Origin of the sequence: Bradyrhizobium sp. 134 (genome assembly GCF_023074155.1) — a bacterium.
GTDB lineage: Bacteria > Pseudomonadota > Alphaproteobacteria > Rhizobiales > Xanthobacteraceae > Bradyrhizobium.
In genome coordinates this window covers 762,334-789,333 of the sequence record NZ_JADPKX010000086.1, presented here as the reverse complement: position 1 = coordinate 789,333, position 27,000 = coordinate 762,334, and the positions used below count along the sequence as shown (strand labels likewise).

Below are 27,000 nucleotides of genomic sequence, written 5' to 3'. Positions count from 1 at the left end.
ATGCTGGAACTGCGCAAAGATATTTTCGCCGACGAGCGCGACGACAATCTCAAGGAGATCGGCAAGGGCACGCAGCGCCAGGACATGCTCGGCCATGTCACGGGCACATCGAGCTATTTCAACGACCACAAGCTCCAGGGCATGCTGCACCTGAAAATCGTCCGCTCGACCCATTCGCATGCGAGGATCCGGCGGATCGACACCACGGACGCCGAGCGCTCAGCCGGCGTGCGCCGGATCATCCGCGGCTCCGACGTACCCCGCAATCTCAATACGCTCTTGAGCCTGATCAATTTCGGCAAGGACGACGAGCCCTCGCTGGCCGTCGACAAGGTCCGCTACAAGGGGGAGCCAATCCTGGCCATCGTCGCCGACAGCGAGCGCGAGGCGTTTGAGGCGATCGCAAAGGTGCGGATCGACTATGAACCGCTGCCAACTGTGTTCGACGTCGAAGATGCGCTGAAGGCCGGCGCGCCCGTCGTCAACGACACCTATCCGAAGAATGCCTTCATTTATCACGACACATATGATCACCAGAAACTCCGCTTCGGCGATGCCGATGCCGCACTCGCGACCGCCGATCACGTGCTCGAGCAGCGCTACCAGATGTCGCCTATCGAGCACGCGCCGACCGAAACCAACGGTTCGATCGCGGCGCCCGACACCAACGGGCGCTATGTCGTCTATACGTCGACGCAGGCGCTGTTCTTTTCGGTCGACACCTGCGCCAAGATCCTCGACGTTCCCTCCAACACCTTTCATTTCATCGGCGGCACCGTCGGTGGCGGCTTTGGCGGCAAGGTGGACACGCTGACCGAACCGTTATGCATCCTGGGTGCGATGCTGACGGGACGTCCCGTGCGCTACGTGTTCGGACGCGAAGAAGAGATGCAATACGGTCCGCCGCGCGGCGCCGAGCGCATCTACATCAAGGACGGCGTGATGCGCGACGGCCGCGTCGTCGCGCGAAAGATCCGCGCATATTTCGACAGCGGCGCATATACGCGGCTCTCGAGCTATGCCGCGGTGAAATGCGCGGCCCATCTGCCAGGGCCCTACACCATCCCCAACGTCTATGGCGACGTCTACTGCGTCTTCACCAACCGTACGCCGGCAACCGCGATGCGCGGCTTCGGCGTCACCGCAATGGATTTTGCGATCGAGTGCCAGATGGACAAGCTCGCGAACCTCGTCGGCATGGATCCGATGGAGTTCCGCATCCTCAATGCCTATCGCGACGGTGACATGAAGGCGCATCGGCGCGAGGCCAAGAACACAGCGCTGATCGAGTGCGTCCAGGTCGCCGCGGAGAAAGCCAAATGGCCGATCCGCGACGAGTTCAAGCGCGCCTCCTCCCGCAAGGACGGTGGCGGCAGTCGCGCCGCCATCCCGCGGACGCCTGCCGACACCCCGGCAAGGACAGCGGCGTCGGCGCAGCAGCGCACGACCTATGATCGGCTGCCGACGGCCGCGTTGCGCGAACCACCGCGCGAGCCCCCACCACCCGCACCGCAACCACCGCGACCAGCATCGCCCTCGCATGGGGCGGGCCGCTTCTCATCCGTGTTCGGCACCAGGAGACGTTGAGATGACCCGACATCGCGGACGCGGCATCGCCTCGGTCAATTATCCTATCGGCATGAACCTCGGTGGCGATCCCAGCCAGGCCCTGGTTCATTCCAATCCAAGCGGCAAGTTCACTGTGGCGCTATCCTCGATCGATCTCGGCCAGGGCATGAAGTCGGTAACGCGGCAGATTTGCGCAGAGACGCTCGGCGTACCCGTCGAGGACGTTTATGTCGACACCGCCGATTCCGACACCGGCCCGCATTGCATGGGCTCGTTCGCCTCGCGCGGCACCCATCGGGTCGGCAATGCCGTGATGGCGGCGGCACGCGAGGCGCGCGGCGTGATGATGGAGGCCGCCGCGGAGGAACTCGAGGTCAACGCCGCCGATCTCGAAACCGACGGACGTGGCAACATCCACATCAAGGGCGCGCCGCACCGCTCGATCTCCACCAAGGACGTCGCCATCGCCGCCCAGTTCAAACAGGGCAAGACCATCGCCGGCCGTGGCATCTTCCTGGTTCCTCTGTCCAATGTCGATCCGGAAACCGGCGAGATGTCGCCGGCGACCTGCTACGCCCATGCCTGTCTCGTCGCCGAGGTCGAGGTCGACGACGAGACCGGCGAGGTCACGATGATCCGCATGGACTCTGCCTATGAGCTCGGCCGTGCGCTCAACCCACGCCTGGTCGAGCAACAGCTCGTCGGCGGCGCCTGGATGGGCGTCAGTCACGCGCTCTACGAGACGCCTGAGCCCTATTATCCCGATCCTGTCCACGGCCCTCGCGACTTCGTCGAATATGTCATGCCCGGTCCTGGCGACATCTGCCCGCACGACATCGCCGTATTGGAACGCCCGGCTCCCGATGGCCCCTTCGGCGCCAAGGGTCCCGGGGAAATGTGCGCGAATCCCGTATTGCCGGCCGTTGCGAACGCCATCTTCAACGCCGTCGGCGTCCGCATCGACGACCTGCCGATTACGCCGGAGAAGGTGTTGCGCGCGATCAAGGCCGAGGGCGGCGCGCGCCCTCAGACGCGGCGCTGAGGTCTCGATGGCCGTCCGCAGCAACATCGTCGGCATCGACAGCCCCGAGGCACTGGAGAAGGCGCTTCGGGCGGCCTATTACCTCGCCGACGAGGGACTGGCGACCGCAGCCTATCTCGGGCTGGCACTCGGCAAGCCATTGCTGCTCGAGGGTGCGCCGGGTGTCGGCAAGACCGAGGCCGCCAAAGCCATTGCCGCTGTCCTCGGCCGCCGCCTGATCCGCCTGCAATGCTACGAAGGCATCGACGCATCCGCCGCACTCTATGAATGGAACTATCCGCGCCAGATGCTCGCAATCCGCCAGGCCGGCGATGAGAGCATCGATATCTACGGCGAAACGTTTCTGATCGAGCGACCGATGCTGGCGACGTTGCGCGCGCCTGACTCAACCGTGCTGCTGATCGACGAAATCGATCGCGCCGACCAGGAGTTCGAAGCTTTCCTGCTCGAGTTTCTGTCCGACTTCCAAATCTCGATCCCGGAGCGCGGTACGGTGCGTGCCTCGGAGCGCCCGGTCGTCGTGCTGACCTCAAACCGCACGCGGGATCTTCATGAAGCCTTGCGGAGGCGGTGCGTCTATCACTGGATCGGCTATCCCTCCGCCGAGCGCGAAGCACGCATCGTGATGATGCGGGCCTCCAGCGTCGCCGAGGGAACCGCGCGGGCTGTCGTCGCGGCCGTTGAGAAGCTGCGACGCGAGCCGCTCAGCAAGGCGCCCGGGATCGCCGAAGCCGTCGACTGGGCTGAGGCTGCCACACTGCTGCACAAGGGCGGCGCGCGCTGGCCCGATGCCTTCAGGCGCTCGATCGGCGTTGCCCTGAAAGACGAGGAAGATCTGCACTTCATTTCGCCGCGCCTCGACGCCCTGCTGGCGGAGGCCTCTGCATGAGCGCCGAACCCGAACTGCCGCGCGCTGCGCGTGTTTTCATCTCGTTCGTCGGGTTGTTGCGAACGAACAGATTTGCCGTCGCACCGGAACAGACGACCTCGTTCCTGGCCGCGATCCAGTTGCTCGGCCCGGGTAGCCTGGAAGACATTCGGCACGCAGCCCTCGCAACACTGGCCCCTCCACCGGAGCGTCGCGCAACGTTCGACCGGCTGTTCGATCTGCACTTTCGCGGAAACGAGGCAATCGAGCGCGTCGATGACGGTGAGGACGACGAGACAGTTCGGCTGCAAGAGGAGGCTCGTGGAAACGACGAGCCGCTGTTGTCGGACGAGGCCAACGAGTCCGGTCTCGCAGCTGCGCGCGCCGAAGCCCTGGTCGAGCGCCGCTTTGCGCAGCTCTCGACCACCGATGCGCTGCGCCGGCTTGCCCGCGAGGCGCCGAGGCGCCTGCCGAAGCGGCGCGGCCATCGCCGCATGCGGGCTCGCAGCGGGCCCTACGCGGATTTGCGCCGCACCCTACGCGACTCCGTTCGCAGCGACGGCGAAATTCTCCGGCTGGGACGTTTGAAGCGGCGGCAGCGTCCACGCAAGGTGTTGCTACTGATTGACGTCTCTGGCTCGATGAAGACCCGCACCGAAGAGAATATGAAGTTCGCGCACACCCTGGTGCAGGCGGCGCCCAACGTCGAGGTCTTCACCTTCGGCACGCGGCTGACCCGCATCACCCGGCCGTTGCGTCTCAAGCGGCGCGAGCAAGCGCTCAACGCCGCGGCCTATGCAGTCAGCGACTGGGACGGCGGCACCCGAATCGGCGACGCGCTGCAGGCCTTTCTCGCCGTGCCCCGCTTCGGCGGATACGCGCGGGGCGCCGCCGTGATCATAGTTTCCGACGGCCTTGAGCGGGGCGAACCCGATGCGTTGCGCGATGCGGTCGCGAAACTATCGCGCCGCGCGTGGCGCGTGAGCTGGCTGACGCCGCTCGCGTCCGGCCCCGGTTTTCGCCCGCAGACCGAAGCGCTGGTCGCGATCGAGCGCTTCGTCGACGACCTCGTCGATGGAGGATCGAGCGCGTCGATCGTCGCGCATGTGCTGGCGCTGGGACAAAGGAGAGTTGCGTGACCGACATCGTCGATGGGCACCATCATATCTGGCGCCAGGCCGACCTGCCCTGGCTGGTGGGTCCGATGCAGCCGCGCATCTTCGGTCCGTACGAGCCGATCCGGCGCGATTACCCGATAGAGGAATATCTCCGCGACCTCGAAGGCAGCGGCGTCACCCGCTCGGTCTATGTCCAGACCAACTGGGCCAATGACCGCTACGAGGACGAGGCCGCCTGGGTGCAGCAGACGGCCGAGGAGCACGGCTGGCCGCATGCCATCGTGGCTTACGCCGATTTTTCAGTCGACGACGTGCGTCCACAACTCGACCGCCTGAAGCGCTATGCCCTCGTGCGCGGCGTCCGCATGCAACTTCATTGGCACGAGAACCCCCTTTATCGCTTTGCCGCGCGGCCGGATCTCTGCACCGATCCCGTGATCCAGCGCAACATCGCCCGGCTTGCGGACTATGGCTGGAGCTTTGACCTTCAGGTGTTCACGCCGCAGATGCCGGACGCCGTACACCTTGCGGAAGCCTGCCCGAAGGTGACCTTTATCCTGCAGCACGCTGGCATGCTGGAGGACCTTTCACCCTCAGGCCGCGCCGCGTGGCGCGCCGGGATGGCCCGCCTCGCCGCATGCCCGAACGTCGTGTCGAAACTGTCGGGGCTCGGAACCTTCATCCACGGCAACGACCCCGCGCATATCGCATCCGTCCTGATCGACACGATCGCGATCTTCGGCGCCGAACGCTGCCTGTTCGGTTCGAATTTCCCAATCGAGAAATTGTGGACCAGTTACCGCGAGCTGATCGATGCCTTCCGTGCCGCCGCGGCGCCGCTGCGCGATGATCAGCGCAAAGCCATTTTCAGAACCACTGCCATGCGCGTCTATCGGCTTTGAGGGCTGAGGAAACGAACAAAAACGGATACAGGGAGGGACGGAATGCCGCTGGAGATCAAGATCCTGGACTATGGCGACATCGAGCTGGAATCGAGCTTTCTGGTTCTCGGCCACGACTGCGGCCGGACCCGCCGTGTCCTCACCCTCGGCTTCCTGATCCTCGGCGGTAAATATCCGGTCGTGGTCGACACGGGTTACCGCTCGAACCAGATCATGGAAACACTGGGGATGCGCGGCCTGCAGTATCACGAGCACATGATCGAGAACCAGCTTGCGCGGCACGGCGTGCGGATGGGCGATGTGCGATTCGTCTGCCACACCCATCTGCATATCGACCACGCCGGCAAGGACGATCTGTTTCCGATGAACACGACCGTCGTCCTCAACCGTCGGGAGCTCGAGTATTCCGTGTCCGGCCTGATGCATCCACAATATCCGGCGCCGGATATCAAGCATCTGATCGACCGTCTGCACACCAAGAGTGCGCTGCGCTTTCTTGACCTCGAGATCACAGGCCCCATCGAGCTGATGCCGGGCGTCTACTGCGACGCAGCGAATGCGCATACCGAGGGCTCGATGAACATCATCGTCGAAACCGCCGACGGCATCGCCACCATCTGCGGCGACGTGATCTATGATTTCAACGACCAGATCGTGACGCCCTTCAACGAGATCCACGACTGGGAGCCGCGCACCACGGGCAACCACGGCACCACCAAGCGGGCCGAGAAGGCCGCCATCAAAAAGCTGCTCAGCAATTCGCGCTATCTGCTGCCGGTCCACGACCGTCCCGCCAAGATCGAGGGCGGCAACGTCGTCGGCAGGCTGCACGACCAGGTGCCTGGGCCGATCGTGCAGTCCCTGCCCCAGCGCAACTGGTTTCCGGCCTAGACGCCAGAGGATGGACGATGACGCACGTCACCTTGCGCTCCGAATTCGAGACCCTGATCGATCCTTATGCGCCGGTCGCGCAGATCGGCACCGGTTTTGACTTTACGGAGGGGCCGATCTGGCATCCGGTCGATCATTATCTGCTGTTCTCGGACATGCCAGGCGACGTGCGCCGGCGCTGGGATGCGCGGCGCGGCATCGCCGAGGTCAAGCGTCCCTCGAACAAATGCAACGGCATGACCTATGACGCCGAACTCAATTTGATCGTTTGCGAGCACGCGACATCGTCGTTGATCCGCGAGCGGCCAGACGGACGGCGCGAGGTGCTGGCCTCGCACTTTGGGGGACAGGAGCTCAACAGCCCCAACGACGTCTGTGTGCACTCCTCCGGCGCCATCTATTTCTCGGATCCCTGGTATGGCCGCATGCCGGTCTATGGCGTCGAGCGGCCAAGGCAGCTCGGCTTCCAGGGCGTCTATCGCGTCGTGCCCGGCGCCGAGCCGAAGCTGGTCGTGGAGCGCAATCTGTTCGATCAGCCGAATGGGCTGTGCTTCTCGCCCGACGAGAAACTGCTCTATGTCAACGACACCGTGCAGGCACTGATCCGCGTGTTCGATGTCAATTCCGACGGTTCGCTGTCGATCGCGCGGGTGTTCGCAAGCGGCATCCGCTCCGAACTCGAGCCCGGCTTGCCCGACGGCATGAAGTGCGACCAGCACGGCAACGTCTGGGTCACGGCACCCGGCGGGGTCTGGGTCTATTCGCCGCGGAGCGAGCTGCTCGGCAAGCTCCGCCTGCCCGAACTCGTCGCCAACCTTACCTGGGGCGGGCCGGATTTCCGCACGTTGTACCTGACTTCGACGCACTCGGTCTATGCGATCCCGACCAAGGTCGGCCCGCGCCACGAGCCCTATATGAGCGGCAAGCGAGGCAGCGGCACTGCAGCAGCCGGCTCTGCTTCCGCTGCACCCGTCGTCGCCAACGGCGAGATGCAGCTCGACCCACGACGCTGTGCCATGATCATCCAGGATCTCCAGAACGACGTCATCATGGATGGGGGCGCGTTCGCCGATTCCGGCGCACCAGCTCACGCGAAGCAGCAGCACGTCGTCGAGAATGTCCGCCGCCTGGCTGAAACCGCCCGGGCGCGCGGCGTCGCCATCATTCATGTCTGGTTCGTCGTCGAACCCGGCGCGCCCGGCGTGACGCTGAATGCGCCGCTGTTCGAGGGTCTCGTCGACAGCAAGGCGATGGTGCGCGGAAGCTGGGGGGCGGCACCGGTGTCAGGTCTCGAGCCGAGGCCCGGTGATTTCGTGGTCGAGAAGGTGCGAATGAGCGCCTGGGAAGGCACGAAGCTCGAAACGATCCTGAAAGCCAGCGGCCGCGACATGATCATCAATACCGGCGCATGGACCAACATGTCGGTCGAGCACACGGCACGGACCGGTGCCGACAAGGGCTATTTCATGATCGTTCCTGAGGATTGCTGCTCGACCATGAATGCGGATTGGCACGCTGCCTCGATCAACTTCGCCATGCAGAACGTCGCCGTCGTGACTAAGGCCGATGCGGTCATCAAAGCGCTGGGATGAGCGGTGGCGAAGCTCCTGCACCTGTCCTGCTCGCCCCGCGACGACTCCTGGTCAAGCGCCGCCGCACGCATTTTCCTTGACGGCTTTCGCCGAGCTCGGCCCGACTGGGACGTGGACGTCATGAATCTCTGGCGGGAGCGCCTGCCGGAGTTTTCAGGCCCCATTGTCGAAGCCAAGTATGCACGGATGAAGGCGCAAGCCTTCAACGACGCGCAGCGGGACAGCTTCGCGGAAGCCGAGCGGATGGCGGTGCGCTTAGCGCTCGCCGAGCGGGTGCTGATTTCGACGCCGATGTGGAACTTCGGCATTCCCTATAAGCTCAAGCAATGGTTCGACATCATCGTCCAGCCCGGGCTCACCTTTCGGTTCGACCCGTCCCTGGGGTATGTCCCGCTGCTGAAGGACCGGCCGACCATCGTCATCATTGCCAGCGGCAGCGATTTCGCCACCGGAATGAACCGCGGGCGCATCGACATGGCAACGCCTTACCTGCGCGAAATTTTGCGTTTTGTCGGGATCAACAATATCCATTTCATTCCAATCGGACCAACTACTGGACCACAACAGCCCATTGAGGTGGCCCGCGAACGAGCCCATCAACGCCTGGCGGCAATGGCCGAGAGCTTCTGACGCGCCCTCCAGGCCAGTCGAGGCTACGGCAGATTGTCCCGCAGAAAAATGTCGATGCGGATGCGCTCCTGGTCCGGGCTGATGGGCTCGCCCGAACAATGCGCGAGCAGGATTCGCGCTGCGGACCGGGCCTCGTGGCCGGGATCCTGGTTGATGATGGCATCGAGGGTGCCACGGACCAGGAAACGCCGCGTGTATTGAGTCAGCTCGTGGGCAATCCAGACCACCTCACGCGCCCGTCCCGAGGCCTCGAGCGCATCGGCGATGCCACGGTTCCCGGCGCCACAGCAGTATATGCCGCGCAGATCTGGCTGGCGCGCGAGCAGTGCCGCAGTAAGCTCCCGCGTCCGCTCGCTGTCATCGCGGCCCTCGATCACCGGCAGCGCGAGCAGGTTCGGATACTCGCTGGACAGGATTTGGTGGAAGCCGAACTGCCGCTCAGTGTGATCGCGCAGCGACAACGATCCTGCGATCACGGCCACCGTCCCCTCGCGACCAGTGAGGAACCGTCCCATCAGCGTTGCAGCGGTGCGGCCTGCCGCCGGGTTGTCGATGCCGACATAATGCAGACGGCGCGAGCTCGGCGCGTCCGACACAACGGTCACCACAGCGACCCCGCGCGCGGTGAGTTCGTCGATCGCGGCGCGCACCCTGGGATGATCAAGCGCGATGACGGCGACGCCCTGATAGGCAGGCGAGAGACTTTCCAGCGCGGCGGCGAGTACGTCCGGATCGAACACGTCAACACGGAGGATATCAATGAAGCCGCGCTGGCCGGCGAGCCAGTCCGCGGTGCGCTGGACCTGCTCGGTTAGGTTGGTCATGAAGCTGTTGGTACCGGTCGGCAGCACGAAGGCAAAGCGGAACGTCTGCCCCCGTGCAAGCCGAGCGGCCGCGACGTCGGCTCGATAGCCGAGTTTTGCCACCGCGGCCTCGACCCGCGCCACGGTCTTGGCGCGCACGCCCTCGCGCCGGTTGACGACGCGATCGACCGTGGCGAGCGAAACACCCGCCGTGCGCGCGACGTCTTCAAGCGTAGCGCGAACCACCGACTGGGTCGCAACGGCTGTCATTCGCGCGCCGCCCACAACATGCCACGGGTCATCAACGTCCGGATCTCCGGTACGTCGAGCTCGTAAGCGCGGTGGCCGAGCGAGGAATAGAACACCCTGCCCGCGCCGTATCGCTTCTTCCAGACCACGGGCATCACCACGCCCTCGATCCAGGGCGCGTGCTCGCCGGTGAAGGTCGTCGTCGCCAACACCTCGTTGGCGGGGTCGACATGCATGTAGTATTGCTCGGAACGATGCTCGAAACTCTTCAGGCCCTTCATGATGGGATCATCCGGCTTCGTCAAGTCGACCTTGTAGTCGATGATGTTGCCGGGATGCGCAACCCACTGCCCGCCGCACAGGAACTGGTAATCGACGGAATCGCGGAATGCGTCGCCCATGCCGCCATGATGGCCGGCGAACCCGACGCCGCTACGGACCGCAGCGCAGAGATTGAGCGCTTCCGCCTTCTCGATTGTCGACATGGTATAGATCGGGATGATCAGCGACAGGTCGTGAATCGCGGGATCGGCGAACGCGGCGGTGGTGGTTTCGGTCCGCACCTCGAAGCCTTCCGCCTTCAGCCAACCACGGATCATCGAAGCACAGAGATCGGGATCGTGCCCCGGCCAACCGCCCCATACAATCATTGCCTTGCGCATGTTTCTGTCCTTAGTCGATCTGTCCGGTTTCACGCCCGGCCGGCAGCATCGCCGGCCGCTCGACGCAGCTCTCGATCTTGACGCGTCGCCCTTCGTCGGCAGAGGTCTGGAACGCTTCCATCACCTCCAGCACGTGGAAAGCGAGCGCGCCGCTGGCACGATGCGGCCGATTGTTCAGGATCGCGGAGGCCATGTCCGCGACGCCAATGGAACGGAACTCGCCATCGACATGACCGTGGGTCAGCGGCACCGGCTCCCAGTCGCCGCCGCCGGTCTTCGCGACCTGCACCTCGCCGCCGAAGCGGTTCGGGTCCGGCACCAGCATGCTGCCCTTGTCGCCATAGATCTCGATTGGCGCGTGCCGGTGCTTCGGCACATCAAAGCTCATCGCGATCGAGACCACCGCTCCGCTCTCGAATTCGAGCGTGCCGGCGACATGGGTCGCAACTTCGACCGGAATCAACGTCCCGTTCATCGGCTGGCTGGTGACCAGTCGCTCGGATTTCGGACGCGCGGTCGAGCCCATCACGCTCGCCACGGGGCCGAGCAGCTGCACGAGGTCGGTGATGTAGTACGGGCCCATGTCAAGCATAGGCCCGCCGCCGCGCAAATAGTAGAAACCCGGCGCCGGATGCCAACGCTCGTGGCCGGGGCAGCCGAAGAACGCGCTACCGGCCACGGGCGTGCCTATCGCGCCATCGTCGATCAGCTTGCGCGCGGTCTGATGCCCACCGCCAAGGAACGTATCGGGCGCGCAGCCGACGCGAAGGCTCTTCTGCGCGGCGAGGTCCATCACCTTGCGGGCTTCCGTGACATTGATGCCGAGCGGCTTCTCGGAATGAACGTGCTTGCCGGCGTTCAGCACTGCGAGGCTGACGTCAGTGTGGGCGAGTGGCACGGTGAGATTGATGACGATCTCGACGTCGTCCCGCTTGAGTAGTTGATCAACCCGCATTGCCGGCAGGCCGAAGGCGGCGCCTTGCCGCTCTGCCGCATCGCTGCGCATATCGGCGAGCGCCTTGATTTCCATGACCGGGAAGCGCTGGGCCGCCTTCAGATAAGCGGTGCTGATATTGCCGCAGCCGATGATGCCGATGCCGACTTTTCTCATTGTGATCTCCGTGAGGTACCGTTCATCCCTTGACCGCGCCGGCGGTGAGGCCTGCGACGATGTGTTTCTGCGCGAGAAGGAAGAGAATGATCGTCGGCAGGATGGTCAGCGTGATGAAGGCCAGGATCAGATGCCACTCGGACGAATACTCGCCCTGATAAACCATGATGCCGAGCGGCCAGGGATAGAGCGCGTCGGTGTTGAGCATCACCAGCGGCAACAGATAGGCGTTCCAGCTGTTGACGAAGGTGATGGTACCGACGGTCGCCAGGATCGGCCGCGACAACGGCAAAGTCACATAGCGGAAGAATTTGACATAGCTGCAGCCGTCGACCAGCGCGGCCTCCAGCAGTTCGTAGGGGATGTCCTTGAAGAAACGCCGCAGCAGCAGCACGCTCATCGCAAGACTGAAGGCCGCCTGCGGCAGGGCTACCCCAAGATATGTATCGAGCAACCCGAGGTCGCGCACCTTGATGAAGAGCGGCAGCACCGCCGTCGCGGCCGGAAACAGCAGGCCCAGCGTCAGGTAGCTCAGCAGCATCGAACTGCCATAGAACCTGATATGGGCGAAGGTGAACGCCGCCATCGAGGCGACGATCAGGGTCAGGGCCACCGTGAGGGTCGAAATGATCAGCGAGTTGCGCAAAAGCTGCCAGTAGCGTGCAGAGAACAGGATGTCAGCATAGTTCTGCCACTCCCAGTGACGTGGCAGGCCGAACGGATTGACGCGCAATTCGCCGAGCGATTTGAAGCCACCGAACAAGGTCGCGAGCAGCGGCACCACTACGATGATGGCGACGACGGCGAGGAACACCATCTTGAACAGCATTGAGGGATCGAACGGCGCGCAGATGGCCTTCGCGTTACTCATCGCGCATGAACCATCGCTTGTAGGTGAAAGCAAAGGTCACGCAGATCGCAAACAGGATGACCCCGATGGCGCTGCCGTAGCCGACCCGCATGCGCGAGATGCCGTTGTTGTAGAGGAAGCTCACCATCGTGTTCGAGGAGTCCGCTGGCCCACCGCGCGTCAGGGGCATGACGAGGTCGAACAGCTGCAGCGAACCGACGATAGCGAAGAACACGGAGAGCCTTATCGTCGGATAGAGCAACGGGATGACCACATGTCGCAGGGCTTGCGATCGGGTCGCGCCGTCGATACGCGCCGCCTCGACCAGGCTGTTGTCGAGGCCCTGGAGCGCTGCGATGAACAGCATCATGTGGAAGCCAAAGTACTTCCAGACGATCACGATCAGCACCGCCAGCATGGCCGTATCGGTCGAGGCAAGCAGATGCGGAGGCTCGGCGCCGAAGCTGCGCCAGATCGAAGCCACAAGGCCGTAGTCGCCATCATAGACGAAGCTGAAGATCAGCCCGGTCGCGATCTCCGCCAGGATATAGGGCATGAAGAACAGCATGCGCAGCGCCAATGCCCCGCGAAAGCGCTCGGCGAGCATCAAGGCCAGCGTGAGCGCAAGCGGCAGCTGGATGGCGAGCGAAACAGCGATGATCAGCCCGTTGTTACGCAGCGCGAGCCAGAAGGCGCGGGTCTCCAGCACGAAGCGGTAATTGTCCAAGCCAATCCAGTTGGTCGGCCTGCCGAACCCGTTCCAGTTGAAGCCCGAATACCAGGCTGCTTCGCCGATCGGCAGCACAACGAACAACGTGAACAATAGCAGCGCCGGCGGCAGGAACAGGATGAGCACCGTCAGCCTGCCGTCCCAACTCGGGCCACGGACCGTGACCTGGGGCACCATCTCGCCAGCAGCGCCGATCGTCGACACGCTCGCCGTCCGCCGCGCCACCGTCAGTTGCCCTGCTTCCACGCCATCTCGATCGCCTTGGCAGCCTCTTGCGGGCTCATGCTGCCGCCGGCGATCTCGGCCGTGACGTCGTTGACGACGCGGCCGACCGACGGACCCAGGCTCTGGTCATAAAAGTTCTGGTGGTAGTTCGACTTCGCCAGATTGGCGGCGATCAGCTTCATGAAGGAGTTGTTGAGGCCGACATCTGCGCCCTGCACGACCGGGATGATGAAGTTGCCGGCGGCAAGCCGCGTCTGCACCTCGTTGGAGACGAAGTATTTCAGGAATTCGACAGCCTCCTTCGGCGAGCCTTTCGTAATCAGCCAACCGGTGATGCCGCCGAGCGTATCGGTGGGCGCACCCTTGCCGCCGGTCACGACCGGGAAGTCGAACCAGCACATCTTGTCCTCGGTCAATCCGACCTTGTCGGCGGCGAGAGCGCGCTGCAGATGATAGACTGTGCTGATCGCCAGCGTCATCGCCGCCTTGCCGTCCCCGAAATAGCCGACCGCCTGCGGGTTCTTGAAACCCAGGAAGCCATTCTGGAACGGCTGGAGATCCACGAGCTGCTTGAACAGCTCGCCGGATTTCTGGAAGGTTTCCCCGGCAAAGCCGCCGTTCTCGCCGCGCAGCGCCGCATCGAACGCCACCTTGCCGCCGATGCGCACCGCAAGATGCGTCCAGTAGAAGTGCAGCGGCCATTTGTCGGCGCCGCCGACCACGATCGGGGTCACGCCGGCGGATTTCAACGCCTTCACGGCAGCAAGCAGATCGTCCCAGCTCTTGATCCCGGCAGGATCGACCTTCCCCTTGGCCATCAGCTCCTTGTTGCAGAGGAAGCCGACCTGCGAGAGCGCCGTGGGCAGACCATAAACCCGGCCGTTGCTGGTGAAGGCGGCGAGTGCCGCGGGTGTAAGATTGTCGCTGTAGTCCTTCACAGAATCGGTGATGTCGTCGAGCACGCCGGCCTCGATCTGCGTCTTCAGGACACCGCCGGCCCAACTGTAGATGATATTGGGCCGGTCTTTGGATTGCAGGATGGTCGGCAGCTTGGCCTTGTAGGCCTCGTTCTCGAGGAACTGCATCTCGACCTTGACGCCCGGATGCGCCCCCTCATAGGCGCGCGCGACCTCCTCCCAGATTTTGACCTGGGCCGGGTTGGCCTCGATGTGCAGCCATTTCACCGTCGTATCGGCCGCAGCGAGTTTCGCTCCGAACAGGCATGCGACAACGGCCAGTCCCAGTTTCCCGAGCAGTCTCATCACATTCCTCCCAACGGCTCTTATTCTTGGTGCAATCCTGCCTTCGATTTTTGAGGTACGCAACTGAAATTCTGATCTATGCACCTCACGAAGGAGATCGCTAAGGTGCGCGGGAGAGTCGGGCGGCGCGTCGCGCTGCCCCAACGCAAATCGAGGGATATCCATGGCTGCCGTTTATTCCGACCTCGCCGGCAAGGTCGTTCTCGTCACCGGGGGCGCATCTGGAATTGGCGCTGCGATCGTGCGGCGCTTCGCCCAGCAGAAATCCAATGTCGTGTTCTTCGACATCAAAGTCGACGAGGGCCAATCCCTGGCACGCGAGCTGTCGGATCAAGGTCTTGGCGCGCGTTTCATGCGTGTCGACTTGACCGATATCGCCGCGTTACGTGCCGGCGTTACGGAGGCGCGCAACATGCACGGCGCGATCAACATCCTCGTCAATAATGCCGCACATGACGAGCGGCACAGCACCGAGGAAATGACACCGGAATATTGGGACAACCGTATCGCGGTCAACTTGAAGCACCAGTTCTTTGCTGCGCAGGCCGTGTTGCCGGACATGAAGGCGGCGAACGCCGGCGCCATCGTCAATTTCGGCTCGGTGTCGTGGATCGCCGGACAGGGCGGCATGGCCGCCTACACCGCCAGCAAATCAGGCGTGATCGGTCTCACGCGCTCTCTGGCGCGCGATTACGGCGCCTACAACATCCGCGTGAACGCAATCGCGCCGGGATGGATCATGACCGAGCGCCAGCTCGATAAATGGATGACGCCACAGGGCGAAGTCGAGCTGATGCAACGACAATGCCTGAAGCGCAAGCTCGTGCCGGACGAGGTCGCGAAGTTCACCATCTTCCTCGCTTCCGACGAGGCCTCCGCCTGCACAGCTCAGCACTACATCGTCGATGGCGGCTGGGTCTGAGGCGGACCAAACCCAGATCGTGCAATCGCTGGCGAACGGCTCGAACCTCGTCAACCAAGCTCCTGCCGAACCTTGGCCGCCGCATCGCACATCGCTTTCAATTTCCCAAACGCGACGGCGCGCGGCATGTATTTCATGCCGCAATCGGGCGCCGGAACGAGACGATCGGGCGACACATATTTCAGGCCGTTGCGAATGCGGTCGGCGACCGTGTCGACGCTCTCAATCTGGGGGTCCGCGAGGTCGAGCACACCAAGCATGATTTTCTTTGAGGAGAGGTCCTTCAGAACGCCGAGGTCGAGCTTTGGCTGCGCCGCCTCGATCGAGATCTGGTCGGCAGTCGTATCGTCGAGCTCGGCGAGGAACGAATAGCCGGCCGGCTTGTTCGAGCCTGGCACGACCGCCGCATAGCCGAAACAGAGATGCACGACGGTCGGCACCGTGATGCCCTTCAGCGCGCGGTTGATTGCCTTGACGGCGTAGCGCTTGGCAGAATCCGGATTGTTCCGCACCCAGGGCTCGTCTAGCTGGATCACGTCTGCGCCTGCTCTTTGCAGATCGAGCGCCTCGGCATTGACGGCCTCCGCCAAGGCCATCGCGAGCTCTTCGTCGTCCTTGTAGAACTCGTTCTTGGCCTGCTGGCTCATGGTGAACGGACCCGGCAGGGTGATCTTCGCTGCACGATCGGTATTCCTGCGCAGGAACTGCATGTCATGCAGCTCGACCGGTCCCTTGCGTTTCACCGGGCCGACGACGCGCGGCACCGCGGTCTGGGTGTTACCGGTGCGCGCAACGATCATCGCGGGATTGTCTCCGTCGATCCCGTCGAGCGCCGTGGCGAAGCGGTTGGAGTAGCTCTCGCGACGGATTTCGCCATCGGTCACGATATCGATGCCGGCGCGCTCCATGTCGCGGATCGCGACGATCGTCGCATCGTCCTGGGCCTCCTCCAGATGTTCCGCTGGCAGCCGCCACATGTCGTGCAGGCGGGTGCGCGGCACCACCTTCGACAGCATGGCGCGATTCACCAGCCATTCCGGTTGCGGATAACTTCCGACCACCGTGGTCGGGAGGATATGCGTTGGCATCGGCATGAGGGTCTCCTTCTTGTTGTTGTCGAGCGCAGCCAATCAGGCTGCGCGCGTCGCCTTAGCCGGCTCTTCGTCCTTGACGGGATTGCGGAGAATCCCGATCCCGGAAATCTCGATCTCCACGACGTCGCCGCCCTTCATCCACAGCGGCGGATTGCGATAAGCGCCGACACCGCCGGTCGTGCCTGTAACGATGACGTCGCCTGGCGCGAGCTCGGTGAAGGTCGAGCAGTAAGCAATCAGCGCCGGCACGTCGAAGACGAGATCGGAGATCGGGGCCTTCTGTACCTCGACGCCGTTCAGCCGCGTGATCAAGGTCTGTTTGCTGACGTCGGTCAATTCGTCGGTCGTGACCATCCAGGGCCCAAAGCCGCCTGTGCCGGCGAAATTCTTGCCGGGCGCGAATTGCGAGGTGTGGCGCTGCCAGTCGCGGATGCTACCGTCATTGTAGCAGGCATAACCGGCGACATGGCTCAACGCGGCGTCGCGCGAGATGCGGCGGCCGGCCTTGCCGATGACAACCGCCATCTCGCCCTCATAGTCGAAGCGCTCGGATTCAAGCGGCCGGATCATCGGCTGGCCATGTCCGACCTGGCTGTTGGCGAAGCGGGTGAAGATCATCGGGTGTGGCGGAGTGGGATGGCCGCTTTCGGCCAGATGGGTGGCGTAATTGACGCCGATGCAGAAGATCTTGTCGGAATCAGGGACCGTCGGCAGCAGCGTGAGGTCCTGCAGCGCGTAGTCGGGCTTCTCGCCCGCAAGCTTTTTCAGTTCGTCGAGCGATCCCTTGGCAAGCAGCGTCTTCAGCGTCGGACAGGTCTTGAGACGCTTGCCCGCATCGATGACGCCCTTGTCGGTGACAATGCCAAAGCTCGCTGTGCCGGCGATCGTGAAACTTGCGATTTTCATCAGTCAAACGCTCTCTTCGATGGAGGAAACATAGTCGTTGATCGGAAGTGCGATCGCGCCGTCGCGGATCGGAACGCATTGCGGCGGGAAATCCTGGCGGAAGCGGGCACCGGCCGCCTCGGCGCGGTCGAGGAACCGCTCAAGATGGTCCATCGCCCCGGTCGGAAGATCGTGCAGGACCATCAGCGTCCAGGGCTGCCGGCTGCACTGGACAACGGCGCGCTCGGTCCAGCCGTCAGGATCGTCCCAGTCGCGGGGGATCGCATTCCAGAGCACGCAGCTATGCTTGTGGCAGGTGAGATAGTCGACGACGGATGGCTTCAGCAGCCGCGTATCGAGATTGCCGCCGCCACCGAACGGCCGGAACCAGCGCTGTGGATGGGCGAGATCACCGATCGCGGCCTGTGTGCGGCCAATTTCGCTCTTCGCTGTATCGCGATCCGGCTGCTCACCGAGCGGGACGCTGTGGGTGAAGGTGTGATTGCCGATCCAGTGTCCCTCCCCGTGCGCGCGCATCGCAAGGCCATGCCGCGCGGGATCGGCGAGCTTCTCGCCGATGACGAAGAACGTGGTCTTGATGCCGCGCTCTCCGAGAATGTCGATCACGCGCGGCGTCACGTTGGGATCGGGGCCGTTGTCGAATGACAGGGTCAGATCGAACACGCGAAATTCCCTCAGGTCGCCGGCTGCATCGCGCCCGATGCGATGTCATCGTTGGCCTGACCAGCGCGCGTGCCGGTCTGCCAGATCGCCGCCTTGCGCTCGATCCACCGGATCGCGGCGTTGAAGGCGATCGCCATGAAGAGCACGAGGAGGACGCCGGCGAACACGTGCGGACTGTCGAGGATCGTGCGGTAGCGCGAGATCAGATAGCCGATGCCGGCCGAGGAGATCAGCATCTCCGAGACGACGACGCCAACGATGACCAGCGCGCCTCCCACGCGGAGCCCCGACAGCACGGTCGGAATCGCCGCGGGAATGATGACGCGAACCAACCGCTGGCTCAGCGTGGCGCCCATGCTACGTGCCGCGAGCAGGAGCTGAGGGTCGATGGTCTGGATGCCGGCGGCGGTGGCCAGCATCGTTGGCAGGAAACCGTAAATCGAGGCGAAGGCGATCTTGGATTCCGAGCCGATGCCGAGCCACACCGTGAAGACGGGATAGAGGATCACGAGCGGCACTGCATAGAGGCTCGACACTATCGGCATGATCAGGACGCGCGGACCCGGCAGGCTGCCGACGATAGCGCCGAGCAGGATGCCGCCGCCGCAGGCGAAGGCCATGGAGACCACGACTTCGTAGAGCGTCACTGCGAGCGCATGACCGTATTCGGGCGCCTCGGTCCATCCGGCCATCAGCGTCGATGACAGGGACGGCAGGAACAGCTCGGGAATGAGACCGGTGCGCGGCAGCAGCTCCCACAGCGCAATCAGGCCGATCACGATCAGATATCGCAGTGTCTTCGCACTTATCTTCGCAGTCAGCTTGGCGCTCATCTCCGCCTCATGCCGATTTGCGGATATGCCGCCAGATGCGGTCGCGCAAGCTGCCGAAGGCATCGCCGCTCAGCATCTCGTAGGTGCGGGGCCGCGGCAGCTGGACCTGGAGATGATCGACGATGCGGCCGGGCCGCGCCGACATCACGATCACCTCGTCGGCGAGATAAACCGCTTCGGTGAGGCTGTGCGTGACGAAGACGACGGTCTTGCCTGTCGCCGCCCAGATGCGCAGCAGCTCGTCACCCATTGTCATGCGGGTCTGCTCGTCGAGCGCAGCAAACGGCTCGTCCATCAGCAGCACCGGCGGGTCCTGCACCAGCCCGCGCGCGATCGAGACGCGTTGCTTCATGCCGCCCGAGAGCTCGTGCGGATGGCGCCTGCCGAATCCGTCGAGGCCGACCAGCGTGAGCGCATCCTGCGCCTTGGCGCGGCGCTCCGCCTTGGGCACGCCACGCAGGGCCAGCGGAAACTCGACATTGTCTTCGGCCGTCAGCCAGGGAAACAGGCTCGCCTCCTGGAACACCACGCCGACCCTGTCCGGATCAGGCTGCGGAATCGGCGCGCCATTGATCGTGATCGTGCCCGAGGTCTGCTGGCGCAGGCCCGCCATCATCATCAAGAGCGTCGACTTGCCGCAACCGCTCGGGCCGACCAGCACGACGAAGCGACCCGGCTTGATATCGAGCGAAACGTCTTCGAGGGCAACCACGTCCTGGGACCTGGTCTTGAAGACCTGGCCGACATTCTTCACCTCGATCGCGCCGGCGCGCGCGGGAGGCTTCAACAGGGTCACGTTCGCCAATGGCTGCATCGCGTTTCCACCCATCTGACAAGTTCGTTGAAAGTCATGGCAATCGCGGCGACCATCACGACGCCGGCGAGGAGTTGCTTCATCTGAAAGTTCTCGCCCCAGGTCGCGATCTGGTGGCCGATGCCGTCGCGAGAGGCGTACATCTCGGCAAGGATCACGCCGGTGAGGTTGAAGATCATGGAGATTCGCAGGGCCTCCAGCAGCACTGGCAGCATGCTCGGCAGATAGACCCGGAACGCGGCCTGCATCGGAGTTGCGCCATAGGAGCGCGCCACCGTGAGATGCTCGACCTTGACCGACTCCACCGCCGTGGTCGTCGACATGATCACGATGAAGATCGTGGAGAAGAAGCCAAAGCCGACCTTCTGGGCGAAGCCGACGCCGAATACGAGGATGAACATCGGCAGGAAGATCGACTTCGGGATACTGAACGCGAAGAACAGCAGCGGCTTGGCCACGTCAGCGAAGTAACGGTTCTCCGCAACCAGGAAGCCGATCACGGCACCGAAGGGGACGGCTAGCGCGAACGCAGCCAGCACTTCGGTCGCGGTCACCATCAGGTCTTTCCGCACGGCCGCGCGCTGCAGGAGGTCGCCTAGCGTCGCAAACGTGTCGGACGCCGAGGGCAGCAGGCGCGGATTGACGATGCCGGTGCGCGACAGCAACTCCCATAGCGCTAGGACCGCGATGACGATCGCGATCCGTGCGAGCTTGATGGCGAGCGAGTTCCGCATCGTTACGGCTTGGTTGGAACCGGCTTGAACCTGGTCGAGATGACGTCCTCGACCGGCACGATGTCCTTGAGCCCGCCGAGCTTGGCGAGGTCCAGCGACAGCTGCACGGCCGCGTTCACGTCAGGCGCGCCCATGTCGCCGCTGGTCTCGAGCTTCATGATGGTGTTGTCGTATTCCAGGGCGGCGATCTCGGCCGGCATTTCGTAGAGTTCGGCGATCAGCTTGACGGTCACGTCGCGATTGGCGCGCATGAACGCAACCGCGCCATAGAGGGCGTTCACCGCCTTCTGAACCAGCTGAGGCTTTGTCTCCGCCAATTTGTCGAGCACGATCCAGCCTGCCGTGAGGTTCGGCGGCACCGCCGTAGCGTAATCGAGGATCGACTTGGCTTCGCCCGACTTCGAGATCTGGAAGCTCAGCGGCGAATAGACCACGGCCGCCTCGACGTTGCCTGCCAGGAGGTTCGGCACCAGACCGCCTCCCCCAACCGGGACGCGCGTGAAATCGATTTTCTTGTCCTGGAGTGTCCACAGTGCGAGCAGGTCGGAACCGGAGCCGGCGGCGGTGATTGCGACCTTCTTGCCGTTGAGGCCCTTGACGTCGAGCGTCGACTTGGCCGGGACCATCAACTGCCAGCCAAAATTTCCCATCGCGGCATTGGCCACGATCCGTGACATCACACCCTTCTTGCGTCCCGCGGAGACCAGCGAGGGCGGATCGAGGATGATATCGGCCGCGCCCGCAGCCATGCCTTCGAACGTCTCTGCACCGCTGCGGTAGATCGTGAGCTCGGCCTGGATGCCTTCCTTCTCGAACAATTTCTGCCGCACGGCCGTCTCGGCGATCGTCGTCGGCCAGTACGTCTTGGTCGGCAGGCCGACGCGGATGGTTTCGGCCGCGGTGGCAGGGCCGGCGAGCACGCCGGCTGCGAAGAGCGACGCCAATAGCGCCTTGCGGCGAGTTAATTTCATGATCTGTTTCCTCCCGGCCTCTGTTTTTCTTTGCCGGATTTTTCCGGATCGTCAGTTCGCGCCGTTCACCTCCGCAATGCGAGGCGCGGCGAGCTCGACAAACTCTTTGGTGATGCCGAAGTGCTTTGCCAATGCGCGAACCGCCGCATCCGCGTCGCGCTTGACGACGGCAGCGACAATCGCCTTGTGTTCAGCCTCGACGTCGCGCGGCTTGCCGACCTCCCTGCGAATCGAGAGGCGGCGATATCGCTCGCTTTGTTCGTGCAGCACGTCGCGGAAGCCGAGCAGCCACGGCGAGCCGCAGGCATTGACCAGTGCACGATGGAAGATGCGATGGCGGACCACCCACTCCTCATAATGCACTGTCGGATCGTCGGGGTAGCGATAGGGAACGGCCTTCAGGTCGGCCCAGGCGGATTTCACGGAGGCAAGCCAGGCATCGTCGCCCCGCTCGATCGAGCGACGGAGCGCAAGGCCCTCGATGTCGATCCGGGTCTGCGTCACGTCGGCGAGATCGGCGAGTGACACCGGGCTCACCCGGAAGCCACGCTGGTCGGACGCCAGCACGAGCCCGTCGGCGACCAGTCGGGAAAGTGCCTCACGTACGGCGGCAAGGCTCACGGAAAACTGCTTGGCGAGGCCGGCGATATGCAGCTTCTGGCCCGGAAGCAGCCGCGTCGCCAGGATGTCGGCGCGCAAGCGCTCGTGCAACGCAGATGTCAGGCTGCGCGGACCATCCCCGGGGCTTCCGGACACATGAAACTGAAGCGGACCCATGGGTCGAATGATGGCAAGTCAACGCGGAGGGGTCAATAGAAAATCGAAAATCGATTTTTCTGCTGAACGCCCGGGAATGGTACGCCCCTATCCCCGATCAACCATCTCTGGATCCCAAACGGACCATCAACCAGGATCAGCGTAGTCGTGGTTTTCCGCGCCCCTCGTACAAGACTGATTGGCGCGCCGCTACTTTGCCAGGCGGAACTTCCCGCCTTCGACCTTGATCAGGAAGGCCGAGCGCTCATCATAGCCGTTGTGATCGGCCTTGCTCATGTTCGACAGCCCATTGTTGAGATAGATGTTCTGCCCTCGCTCGAGTGCGTCCCGCAGAGCCGCGCGAAATTCGGTTGTGCCAGGCTTTGCTGTCTTCAGCGCATCCGGCGCAGCTTTTCCGATCAGCGCGACGACATCCCAGAGGTGAGCAGCAAACATGTTGGGCTTTTGCCCGTTCGCCGCTTCATACGCGGTCACGAACTCCTCCGTCGAGCGACGGAACGGATCCCTCGTGGGAAGATCGGCGGCAATGGTAAAAGCCTCGCCCGCGAATACGGCACCTTCGACGTTCGCGCCACCGAGCTTGATGAACTCCTCACTGGCCACGCCGTGTGTCTGAAATATCTTCCCAGCGTATCCGCGCTCGCGGAGCGCCTGCTGCGGCAAGACCGCCGGAGTTCCTGCGGAAGCAATGAAGACGGCGTCGGGATTGGTCGACATCACCTTGAGCGCCTGACCCGTGACGCTGGTGTCGGCGCGTGCATAGACCTCGTGTGTGGTCACGGTCAGGCCCAACGCGGGCGCGAGGCGGCTCACCTCCTTGTAGTAGCCCTCGCCGTATCCATCAGAAACGCCAATATAGCCGAGCGTCTTCACGCCTGATGTCGCGATATGCTTGAGGATGGCGGCCGCCATGAGGTCGTCATTGGGAACGACCTTGAAAGCCCAGGCGCGCTTCTCATCCATCGGTTGAACGATGGCGGTAGCGGCGGCGAGCGACAGCAGCGGCGTCTTTGATTCGAGCGCGACATCCAGCATCGGCATGGTCACCGGGGTCAGAGAGGAACCGACCAGCACGTCGACCTTGTCCTGGATCACCAGCCGGCGCGCGTTCTGGACCCCTTTGGTCGAATCCGACTCGTCGTCCAGGACAATATAGGTCACCTTCTCTCCACCGATCTCTTTCGGAAGAGCGGCAACCGTCTTGAGCTGCGGTTGGCCCAGTGCGGATCCCGGGCCGCTTGCCGAAATCACGATTCCAATTTTGATGTCCGCGTGAGCAGCATGTCCATAAAGGACGCATGCCACAAGAAGCGAGGCTCGCGCGAAACCGATCTTCATGTCCTGTTCCTCCCTGTCCGCTTCGATGACTCCGCCGGCTGCATCAGGCGCCCCGACTCGAGCTTCCAGTGCTCCCCAGGACACGGTCGCCCTCAAGAGGCATGTCGTCCGACATACGCGTTTCCTCCTGCGGTCCCGAGCAACCGGGGCGGGCCATGCTAAGCGGATCGCAGCAACGTGTCTGTCCCTAGCGTTAGGGACAAGTCATCGGTGCCCGAACCGGAATATTGGGGTGGGCGGACGCACAGCCGCGTTCTCGCGGCGCGTTTCGCCCGAGCTTTGCTTCGTCACTCCACCCTCAAATCCAAGAGGGCGCAGGGAAGGCCGGGTGCCGGCTGGCACCCGCGGTCCGCCGCGCGAAAAGCACACGCAGGAAAACCGCACAGCAGCATACAGGTGTAGCCAATCACTCGGCCTTCCCTGCGCGATGGTTGGACGGCTTATGCCGTGCTCTCCCGGGAGCCGAGTTCCTTTTGGCCTCCCTCGCCTTCGCGAAAGTCACCGGCGCCGCGCCGGTTGACGCAAGTGCCGCATCCGCAAGAGCTTGACCGTAGCAACGACGGCCAGGACCACACGGTTTTGCCGTACGCACGGCCCGCCATTTCGCCGCAGTTTTCCCAGCCCTGTCGACAAAGCCGGAAACTTACAGACGAGACGAAGCCTAGCAGCGCCGCTCGTCGGAACGAAGCCTCGGGCTCACGGAGAGCAATCCGCCCTGCCCTTAGCCTCTCGCACCCGAACGCTGCCGCGTCCACCGCAAGCCCGGCTCGCGAACATGACGACCACAAGATCGCCCCTCAAGGATGAGCCGGGATGGGCGACACATACGTCATTTCCGAATTTCGGTAAAGTGGAATATTTCTGCGGAAAGGGGTTGACGGGAGGGCGGGTGTTTTGCCCGACGGCTCTGACCCGACTCCTTCCGCGGATTGAGCGGGCTCGGCACGCGATTTCAACGCGTCGGCGGCATCAGCGCACGCAGGATACCCGGCTTCCAGGCCTGACGCGCACTGTCGAACGCCGCGAAGTCGTGATCGAACTGCCAGTAGGCCCATGACCAGCCGAGCCTGTCGGCGCTTCTCGCCACGAATGACAAATACCGCTGCCGGCTGTCGGATGGCGCGCGCTCGTACACTCCGAACTCGCCGACATAGACCGGGCGCTGCTCTTTCTCCGCCCAGAGGCTCATCTTCCTGAAGTCGGCGGCAGCCTTCGCTTCATCCTCCGGGCTGCCCCAATCCAGGGGCCCGATCCGCGAAAACGTCGGAGACCACGGCGCGCCCTGATGGGTGAATCGTATCGGCGCGTAATAATGAAACGTGACGATGAGATGCCTGTCGTCGACCGGCAGAACCAGCTCGTCGACAGGGATCTCATCGATGTTGAGAACCGCGGCGATCACCGGCCGCTCGGGATTGGTGCGGCGGATGATGCCGAGACATTCGTTGAGGAGCGAATTCCAGCTGGCGGAGCTCATTTCTCCACCAGGCTCGTTCAAGACTTCAAAGACGAGTGCCGGATATTTGCCGGCATAGCGCTCGGCGATCTGCCGCCAGAACGCCTTGAGCTTCTCGGCGCATTCGGAAACATCGCGTTGGCAAAGGTGGGTGTCGTGCTCGTCGACGATAGGAACGAGCTTCCTCGCGAGAACCTCCTCGATGACGGCGTCAAGCCGCCTCAGGACGATCTCGTCCAGGACATTCCCCGGCCCCATAAACTTGAAGCCGAAGAAATTGATCCTGACATGCGCGAACCCGGCCTTCTTGATTGCGGTCAAATTGTCCAGGCGAAATGGCGCGTTTTGGCCGCCTTCCCAGATTCCATCGTAGCCGAGAATGTTGATACCGCGACCCAGTTTTGGCGTGTCACGGGAGGCGGCCTGCTCGGCCCCTTGGGCGTGGGAGGACAGCGATGCAAGGAAAACCACCATAGCCGCAAGATTGAAGCTTCTCGGCCAACGCGCGCGCATGGCGGTCATACTGCTTCCACCCCTAAAGCCTGGAATTCCGTCGGTCGCACCGGCCTGCACGTCGCAAAGAAAAAGCCCACCAGGAGCACGGATGTGAACATCGTCGAACGAAGGAACGTCGTCTCCGTAAAATTGGTCTGAAAGCTGAGGACGACAAATCCGATGATGAGGGCACAGTGCGATCGGTCGATCGTGCGAGCGGAAATCAGATGGAGGATCTTGTGCGAGAACAGGAGGACGCTCGCGGCAAAGAGCATGTACCCCAGAAATCCGGTTTCCATCAAGATCGCGATGTAGCCGCTATGATAATTGTCGAGCACCCAGCCGTGGTTCTGTTCGAAATAATCGTAGATCGAGGGGATTGTCCAGAAGCCGTTGATGCCGAATCCGAGCAGCGGCGCATCGTTGAAATGGCTGATCGCGTAGTGCCAGATGAAGGTCCGCTCGGTGAAATCGATACTGGAATCGCCGATATGGATGGCGTCGTATCCCGTCGCGTAAAAATACAGGATCAGAAGTCCGGCCAGAATGCACATGACGAACGGCAGGAGCGCATAGAGCCTCATGCAGCCGACCGACCACATCGAGGTCACCAGCATGGCGCAGGCGGCCAGAGCGACAGCGCCGGCGCCGCGCGATTCCGACGCGAAGACACAGGTTGACGCCAGTAGGAACACCGCGAGGAAGGCCAGCCACCCCTGCCCCGTCATCTTTCGATAGCAGGCCAAGAACATCAGATACGCGCCGACGAAGCCGAGCGTCTGCTTCGATTCGTAGACGCCCTGCCATTGACCGTTGTGCATCCAGCTGTGATCGATCCCGACGTCGGGCACGGCCACCGCACAGACAGCCGACGCGGCGACCAATATGAAGAGCCCAAAGGCCGTGGCTTTCACGATTTCGTCCAGGTCGACGCGCGTGACGAGGCAAAATGCACCGAACGTCGTCATCGCAAGCGCCGCGCTCTTCATGATCGCCGCGACGCTCAGGCTGGACCAGAACACCGAGACAATTGCGAAGGCGTAGAATGCGACCAGCGCCGCCATATCGGGGTTGACCTGCAACCGCAGGCGCGGCTGCACGAATGCACTTGCGTAGATCAGGACAGCCCACATCAGAAGGGCTATGGCCTGTTGCAGAAAGCTCAGCTCCGCCGGCAGTAGCGCGGCGTTGAAGATGCCCATCGATGCGACCACGTTGATGGTGATCGAACAGGTGATCGCGAACCTGGCTATCTTCTCGACGCCAACGCTGCGCGTCGTCCAGATCGCGCTCCCGGGTGCTCCGGAATCCACCTCGGTCTGCAGGCTGGCCATGAGATGACCTTCCTTAAGCGCGGTTAATAATTCGCTAGCGCGGGTCGATCTCACGCCGCCAGGCGGCGCCGTTGTGAGAAATTAACGGTTTGGTAACGATGTGAGCCTTGCGCGAGGCATTAATGCAAATCACACGCTGCCGGTGTCTCGCCCGTAACG

At 63.1% G+C, this 27,000-nt stretch carries 26 protein-coding genes; 9 read left to right on the top strand and 17 right to left on the bottom strand.

The features are described 5' to 3' along the window. From IVA75_RS38445 to IVA75_RS38410, 8 genes are read left to right on the top strand one after another with little or no spacing between them, the layout of a single operon-like run. Entirely contained in the window at positions 1-1,587 is a 1,587-nt protein-coding gene (locus IVA75_RS38445; protein ID WP_247282342.1) for a molybdopterin cofactor-binding domain-containing protein, read from the top strand. A gap of 1 nt (position 1,588) precedes the next feature. Beyond that, positions 1,589-2,611: a molybdopterin cofactor-binding domain-containing protein gene (locus tag IVA75_RS38440; protein WP_247282341.1), complete on the top strand. Its 1,023-nt coding sequence runs from the start codon at positions 1,589-1,591 to the stop codon at positions 2,609-2,611. Positions 2,612-2,618: 7 nt separating this feature from the next. Next, positions 2,619-3,500: a MoxR family ATPase gene (locus IVA75_RS38435; RefSeq protein WP_007608639.1), complete on the top strand. Its 882-nt coding sequence runs from the start codon at positions 2,619-2,621 to the stop codon at positions 3,498-3,500. Further along, on the top strand, positions 3,497-4,618 hold the full coding sequence (locus IVA75_RS38430) for a VWA domain-containing protein (RefSeq protein WP_247282340.1): 1,122 nt from the start codon (positions 3,497-3,499) through the stop codon (positions 4,616-4,618). The genes IVA75_RS38435 and IVA75_RS38430 overlap by 4 nt, the downstream gene beginning before the upstream one ends. Next, the gene (locus IVA75_RS38425; RefSeq protein WP_247282339.1) at positions 4,615-5,499 is read left to right on the top strand and encodes an amidohydrolase family protein; all 885 of its coding nucleotides are present in this window, start codon (positions 4,615-4,617) and stop codon (positions 5,497-5,499) included. The genes IVA75_RS38430 and IVA75_RS38425 overlap by 4 nt, the downstream gene beginning before the upstream one ends. Before the next feature lie 42 nt (positions 5,500-5,541). Beyond that, a complete protein-coding gene (locus IVA75_RS38420; protein WP_027569306.1) occupies positions 5,542-6,390 on the top strand; it encodes an MBL fold metallo-hydrolase in 849 nt (282 codons plus the stop codon). Positions 6,391-6,407: 17 nt separating this feature from the next. Further along, a complete protein-coding gene (locus tag IVA75_RS38415; RefSeq protein WP_247282338.1) occupies positions 6,408-7,982 on the top strand; it encodes an isochorismatase family protein in 1,575 nt (524 codons plus the stop codon). A gap of 3 nt (positions 7,983-7,985) precedes the next feature. After that, a complete protein-coding gene (locus IVA75_RS38410; protein WP_247282337.1) occupies positions 7,986-8,612 on the top strand; it encodes an NAD(P)H-dependent oxidoreductase in 627 nt (208 codons plus the stop codon). A 23-nt stretch (positions 8,613-8,635) separates the two neighbouring features. Here the strand turns inward: IVA75_RS38410 and IVA75_RS38405 are convergent, their stop codons facing one another. The 6 genes from IVA75_RS38405 to IVA75_RS38380 are packed head-to-tail and all read right to left on the bottom strand — an operon-like array spanning position 8,636 to position 14,504. Next, a complete protein-coding gene (locus tag IVA75_RS38405) occupies positions 8,636-9,685 on the bottom strand; it encodes a LacI family DNA-binding transcriptional regulator (protein WP_247282336.1) in 1,050 nt (349 codons plus the stop codon). Then, positions 9,682-10,326 (bottom strand): ThuA domain-containing protein, encoded by a 645-nt coding sequence (locus IVA75_RS38400; RefSeq protein ID WP_247282335.1) that lies wholly within the window; start codon positions 10,324-10,326, stop codon positions 9,682-9,684. Before IVA75_RS38400 ends, IVA75_RS38405 begins: the two co-directional genes overlap by 4 nt. Positions 10,327-10,336: 10 nt before the next feature. Next, a complete protein-coding gene (locus IVA75_RS38395; RefSeq protein WP_247282334.1) occupies positions 10,337-11,437 on the bottom strand; it encodes a Gfo/Idh/MocA family oxidoreductase in 1,101 nt (366 codons plus the stop codon). A gap of 22 nt (positions 11,438-11,459) precedes the next feature. Next, the gene (locus IVA75_RS38390) at positions 11,460-12,308 is read right to left on the bottom strand and encodes a carbohydrate ABC transporter permease (RefSeq protein ID WP_247282333.1); all 849 of its coding nucleotides are present in this window, start codon (positions 12,306-12,308) and stop codon (positions 11,460-11,462) included. After that, positions 12,301-13,194 (bottom strand): sugar ABC transporter permease, encoded by an 894-nt coding sequence (locus IVA75_RS38385; RefSeq protein WP_247282424.1) that lies wholly within the window; start codon positions 13,192-13,194, stop codon positions 12,301-12,303. The genes IVA75_RS38390 and IVA75_RS38385 overlap by 8 nt, the downstream gene beginning before the upstream one ends. 50 nt (positions 13,195-13,244) lie before the next feature. After that, positions 13,245-14,504 (bottom strand): extracellular solute-binding protein, encoded by a 1,260-nt coding sequence (locus tag IVA75_RS38380; RefSeq protein ID WP_247282332.1) that lies wholly within the window; start codon positions 14,502-14,504, stop codon positions 13,245-13,247. Positions 14,505-14,667: 163 nt separating this feature from the next. Between IVA75_RS38380 and IVA75_RS38375 the strand changes: the two genes are divergently transcribed. Further along, complete coding sequence (locus IVA75_RS38375; protein ID WP_247282331.1) at positions 14,668-15,426, top strand: SDR family NAD(P)-dependent oxidoreductase; 759 nt, start codon at positions 14,668-14,670, stop codon at positions 15,424-15,426. A gap of 50 nt (positions 15,427-15,476) precedes the next feature. Here the strand turns inward: IVA75_RS38375 and IVA75_RS38370 are convergent, their stop codons facing one another. The 11 genes from IVA75_RS38370 to IVA75_RS38320 form a co-directional block, all read right to left on the bottom strand. Further along, positions 15,477-16,520, bottom strand: a complete 1,044-nt coding sequence (locus IVA75_RS38370) for a 5-methyltetrahydropteroyltriglutamate--homocysteine methyltransferase (RefSeq protein WP_247282330.1) — start codon at positions 16,518-16,520, stop codon at positions 15,477-15,479. A 36-nt stretch (positions 16,521-16,556) separates the two neighbouring features. After that, on the bottom strand, positions 16,557-17,426 hold the full coding sequence (locus IVA75_RS38365; protein ID WP_247282329.1) for a fumarylacetoacetate hydrolase family protein: 870 nt from the start codon (positions 17,424-17,426) through the stop codon (positions 16,557-16,559). Positions 17,427-17,429: 3 nt separating this feature from the next. After that, positions 17,430-18,089, bottom strand: coding sequence for a polysaccharide deacetylase family protein (locus IVA75_RS38360; protein ID WP_027569295.1), 660 nt, complete (start codon positions 18,087-18,089; stop codon positions 17,430-17,432). A gap of 11 nt (positions 18,090-18,100) precedes the next feature. Further along, positions 18,101-18,922, bottom strand: coding sequence for an ABC transporter permease (locus IVA75_RS38355; protein WP_027569294.1), 822 nt, complete (start codon positions 18,920-18,922; stop codon positions 18,101-18,103). A 7-nt stretch (positions 18,923-18,929) separates the two neighbouring features. After that, a complete protein-coding gene (locus IVA75_RS38350; protein ID WP_051462902.1) occupies positions 18,930-19,736 on the bottom strand; it encodes an ABC transporter ATP-binding protein in 807 nt (268 codons plus the stop codon). After that, complete coding sequence (locus IVA75_RS38345) at positions 19,715-20,470, bottom strand: ABC transporter permease (protein WP_247282328.1); 756 nt, start codon at positions 20,468-20,470, stop codon at positions 19,715-19,717. The genes IVA75_RS38350 and IVA75_RS38345 overlap by 22 nt, the downstream gene beginning before the upstream one ends. Positions 20,471-20,472: 2 nt before the next feature. After that, positions 20,473-21,441 (bottom strand): ABC transporter substrate-binding protein, encoded by a 969-nt coding sequence (locus IVA75_RS38340; protein WP_247282327.1) that lies wholly within the window; start codon positions 21,439-21,441, stop codon positions 20,473-20,475. Between the two features lie 51 nt (positions 21,442-21,492). Continuing rightward, the gene (locus IVA75_RS38335) at positions 21,493-22,152 is read right to left on the bottom strand and encodes an FCD domain-containing protein (protein ID WP_247282326.1); all 660 of its coding nucleotides are present in this window, start codon (positions 22,150-22,152) and stop codon (positions 21,493-21,495) included. A 255-nt stretch (positions 22,153-22,407) separates the two neighbouring features. Continuing rightward, on the bottom strand, positions 22,408-23,556 hold the full coding sequence (locus tag IVA75_RS38330; protein ID WP_247282325.1) for an ABC transporter substrate-binding protein: 1,149 nt from the start codon (positions 23,554-23,556) through the stop codon (positions 22,408-22,410). 952 nt (positions 23,557-24,508) lie between these two features. Beyond that, entirely contained in the window at positions 24,509-25,534 is a 1,026-nt protein-coding gene (locus IVA75_RS38325) for a cellulase family glycosylhydrolase (protein ID WP_247289083.1), read from the bottom strand. Then, the gene (locus IVA75_RS38320) at positions 25,531-26,841 is read right to left on the bottom strand and encodes an O-antigen ligase family protein (protein WP_247289082.1); all 1,311 of its coding nucleotides are present in this window, start codon (positions 26,839-26,841) and stop codon (positions 25,531-25,533) included. Before IVA75_RS38320 ends, IVA75_RS38325 begins: the two co-directional genes overlap by 4 nt. Positions 26,842-27,000 lie beyond the last annotated feature (159 nt).

Bases quoted from the DNA above. Each gene is read 5' to 3' on its own strand.
- IVA75_RS38350 (WP_051462902.1), bottom strand. From the start codon at position 19,736: ATGCAGCCATTGGCGAACGTGACCCTGTTGAAGCCTCCCGCGCGCGCC.
- IVA75_RS38420 (WP_027569306.1), top strand. From the start codon at position 5,542: ATGCCGCTGGAGATCAAGATCCTGGACTATGGCGACATCGAGCTGGAA.
- IVA75_RS38435 (WP_007608639.1), top strand. From the start codon at position 2,619: ATGGCCGTCCGCAGCAACATCGTCGGCATCGACAGCCCCGAGGCACTG.
- IVA75_RS38385 (WP_247282424.1), bottom strand. From the start codon at position 13,194: ATGGTGCCCCAGGTCACGGTCCGTGGCCCGAGTTGGGACGGCAGGCTG.
- IVA75_RS38345 (WP_247282328.1), bottom strand. From the start codon at position 20,470: ATGCGGAACTCGCTCGCCATCAAGCTCGCACGGATCGCGATCGTCATC.
- IVA75_RS38330 (WP_247282325.1), bottom strand. From the start codon at position 23,556: ATGAAGATCGGTTTCGCGCGAGCCTCGCTTCTTGTGGCATGCGTCCTT.
- IVA75_RS38395 (WP_247282334.1), bottom strand. From the start codon at position 11,437: ATGAGAAAAGTCGGCATCGGCATCATCGGCTGCGGCAATATCAGCACC.
- IVA75_RS38365 (WP_247282329.1), bottom strand. From the start codon at position 17,426: ATGAAAATCGCAAGTTTCACGATCGCCGGCACAGCGAGCTTTGGCATT.
- IVA75_RS38405 (WP_247282336.1), bottom strand. From the start codon at position 9,685: ATGACAGCCGTTGCGACCCAGTCGGTGGTTCGCGCTACGCTTGAAGAC.
- IVA75_RS38355 (WP_027569294.1), bottom strand. From the start codon at position 18,922: ATGAGCGCCAAGCTGACTGCGAAGATAAGTGCGAAGACACTGCGATAT.
- IVA75_RS38320 (WP_247289082.1), bottom strand. From the start codon at position 26,841: ATGGCCAGCCTGCAGACCGAGGTGGATTCCGGAGCACCCGGGAGCGCG.
- IVA75_RS38340 (WP_247282327.1), bottom strand. From the start codon at position 21,441: ATGAAATTAACTCGCCGCAAGGCGCTATTGGCGTCGCTCTTCGCAGCC.
- IVA75_RS38390 (WP_247282333.1), bottom strand. From the start codon at position 12,308: ATGAGTAACGCGAAGGCCATCTGCGCGCCGTTCGATCCCTCAATGCTG.
- IVA75_RS38325 (WP_247289083.1), bottom strand. From the start codon at position 25,534: ATGACCGCCATGCGCGCGCGTTGGCCGAGAAGCTTCAATCTTGCGGCT.
- IVA75_RS38370 (WP_247282330.1), bottom strand. From the start codon at position 16,520: ATGCCGATGCCAACGCATATCCTCCCGACCACGGTGGTCGGAAGTTAT.
- IVA75_RS38380 (WP_247282332.1), bottom strand. From the start codon at position 14,504: ATGAGACTGCTCGGGAAACTGGGACTGGCCGTTGTCGCATGCCTGTTC.
- IVA75_RS38415 (WP_247282338.1), top strand. From the start codon at position 6,408: ATGACGCACGTCACCTTGCGCTCCGAATTCGAGACCCTGATCGATCCT.
- IVA75_RS38430 (WP_247282340.1), top strand. From the start codon at position 3,497: ATGAGCGCCGAACCCGAACTGCCGCGCGCTGCGCGTGTTTTCATCTCG.
- IVA75_RS38440 (WP_247282341.1), top strand. From the start codon at position 1,589: ATGACCCGACATCGCGGACGCGGCATCGCCTCGGTCAATTATCCTATC.
- IVA75_RS38400 (WP_247282335.1), bottom strand. From the start codon at position 10,326: ATGCGCAAGGCAATGATTGTATGGGGCGGTTGGCCGGGGCACGATCCC.
- IVA75_RS38375 (WP_247282331.1), top strand. From the start codon at position 14,668: ATGGCTGCCGTTTATTCCGACCTCGCCGGCAAGGTCGTTCTCGTCACC.
- IVA75_RS38445 (WP_247282342.1), top strand. From the start codon at position 1: ATGCTGGAACTGCGCAAAGATATTTTCGCCGACGAGCGCGACGACAAT.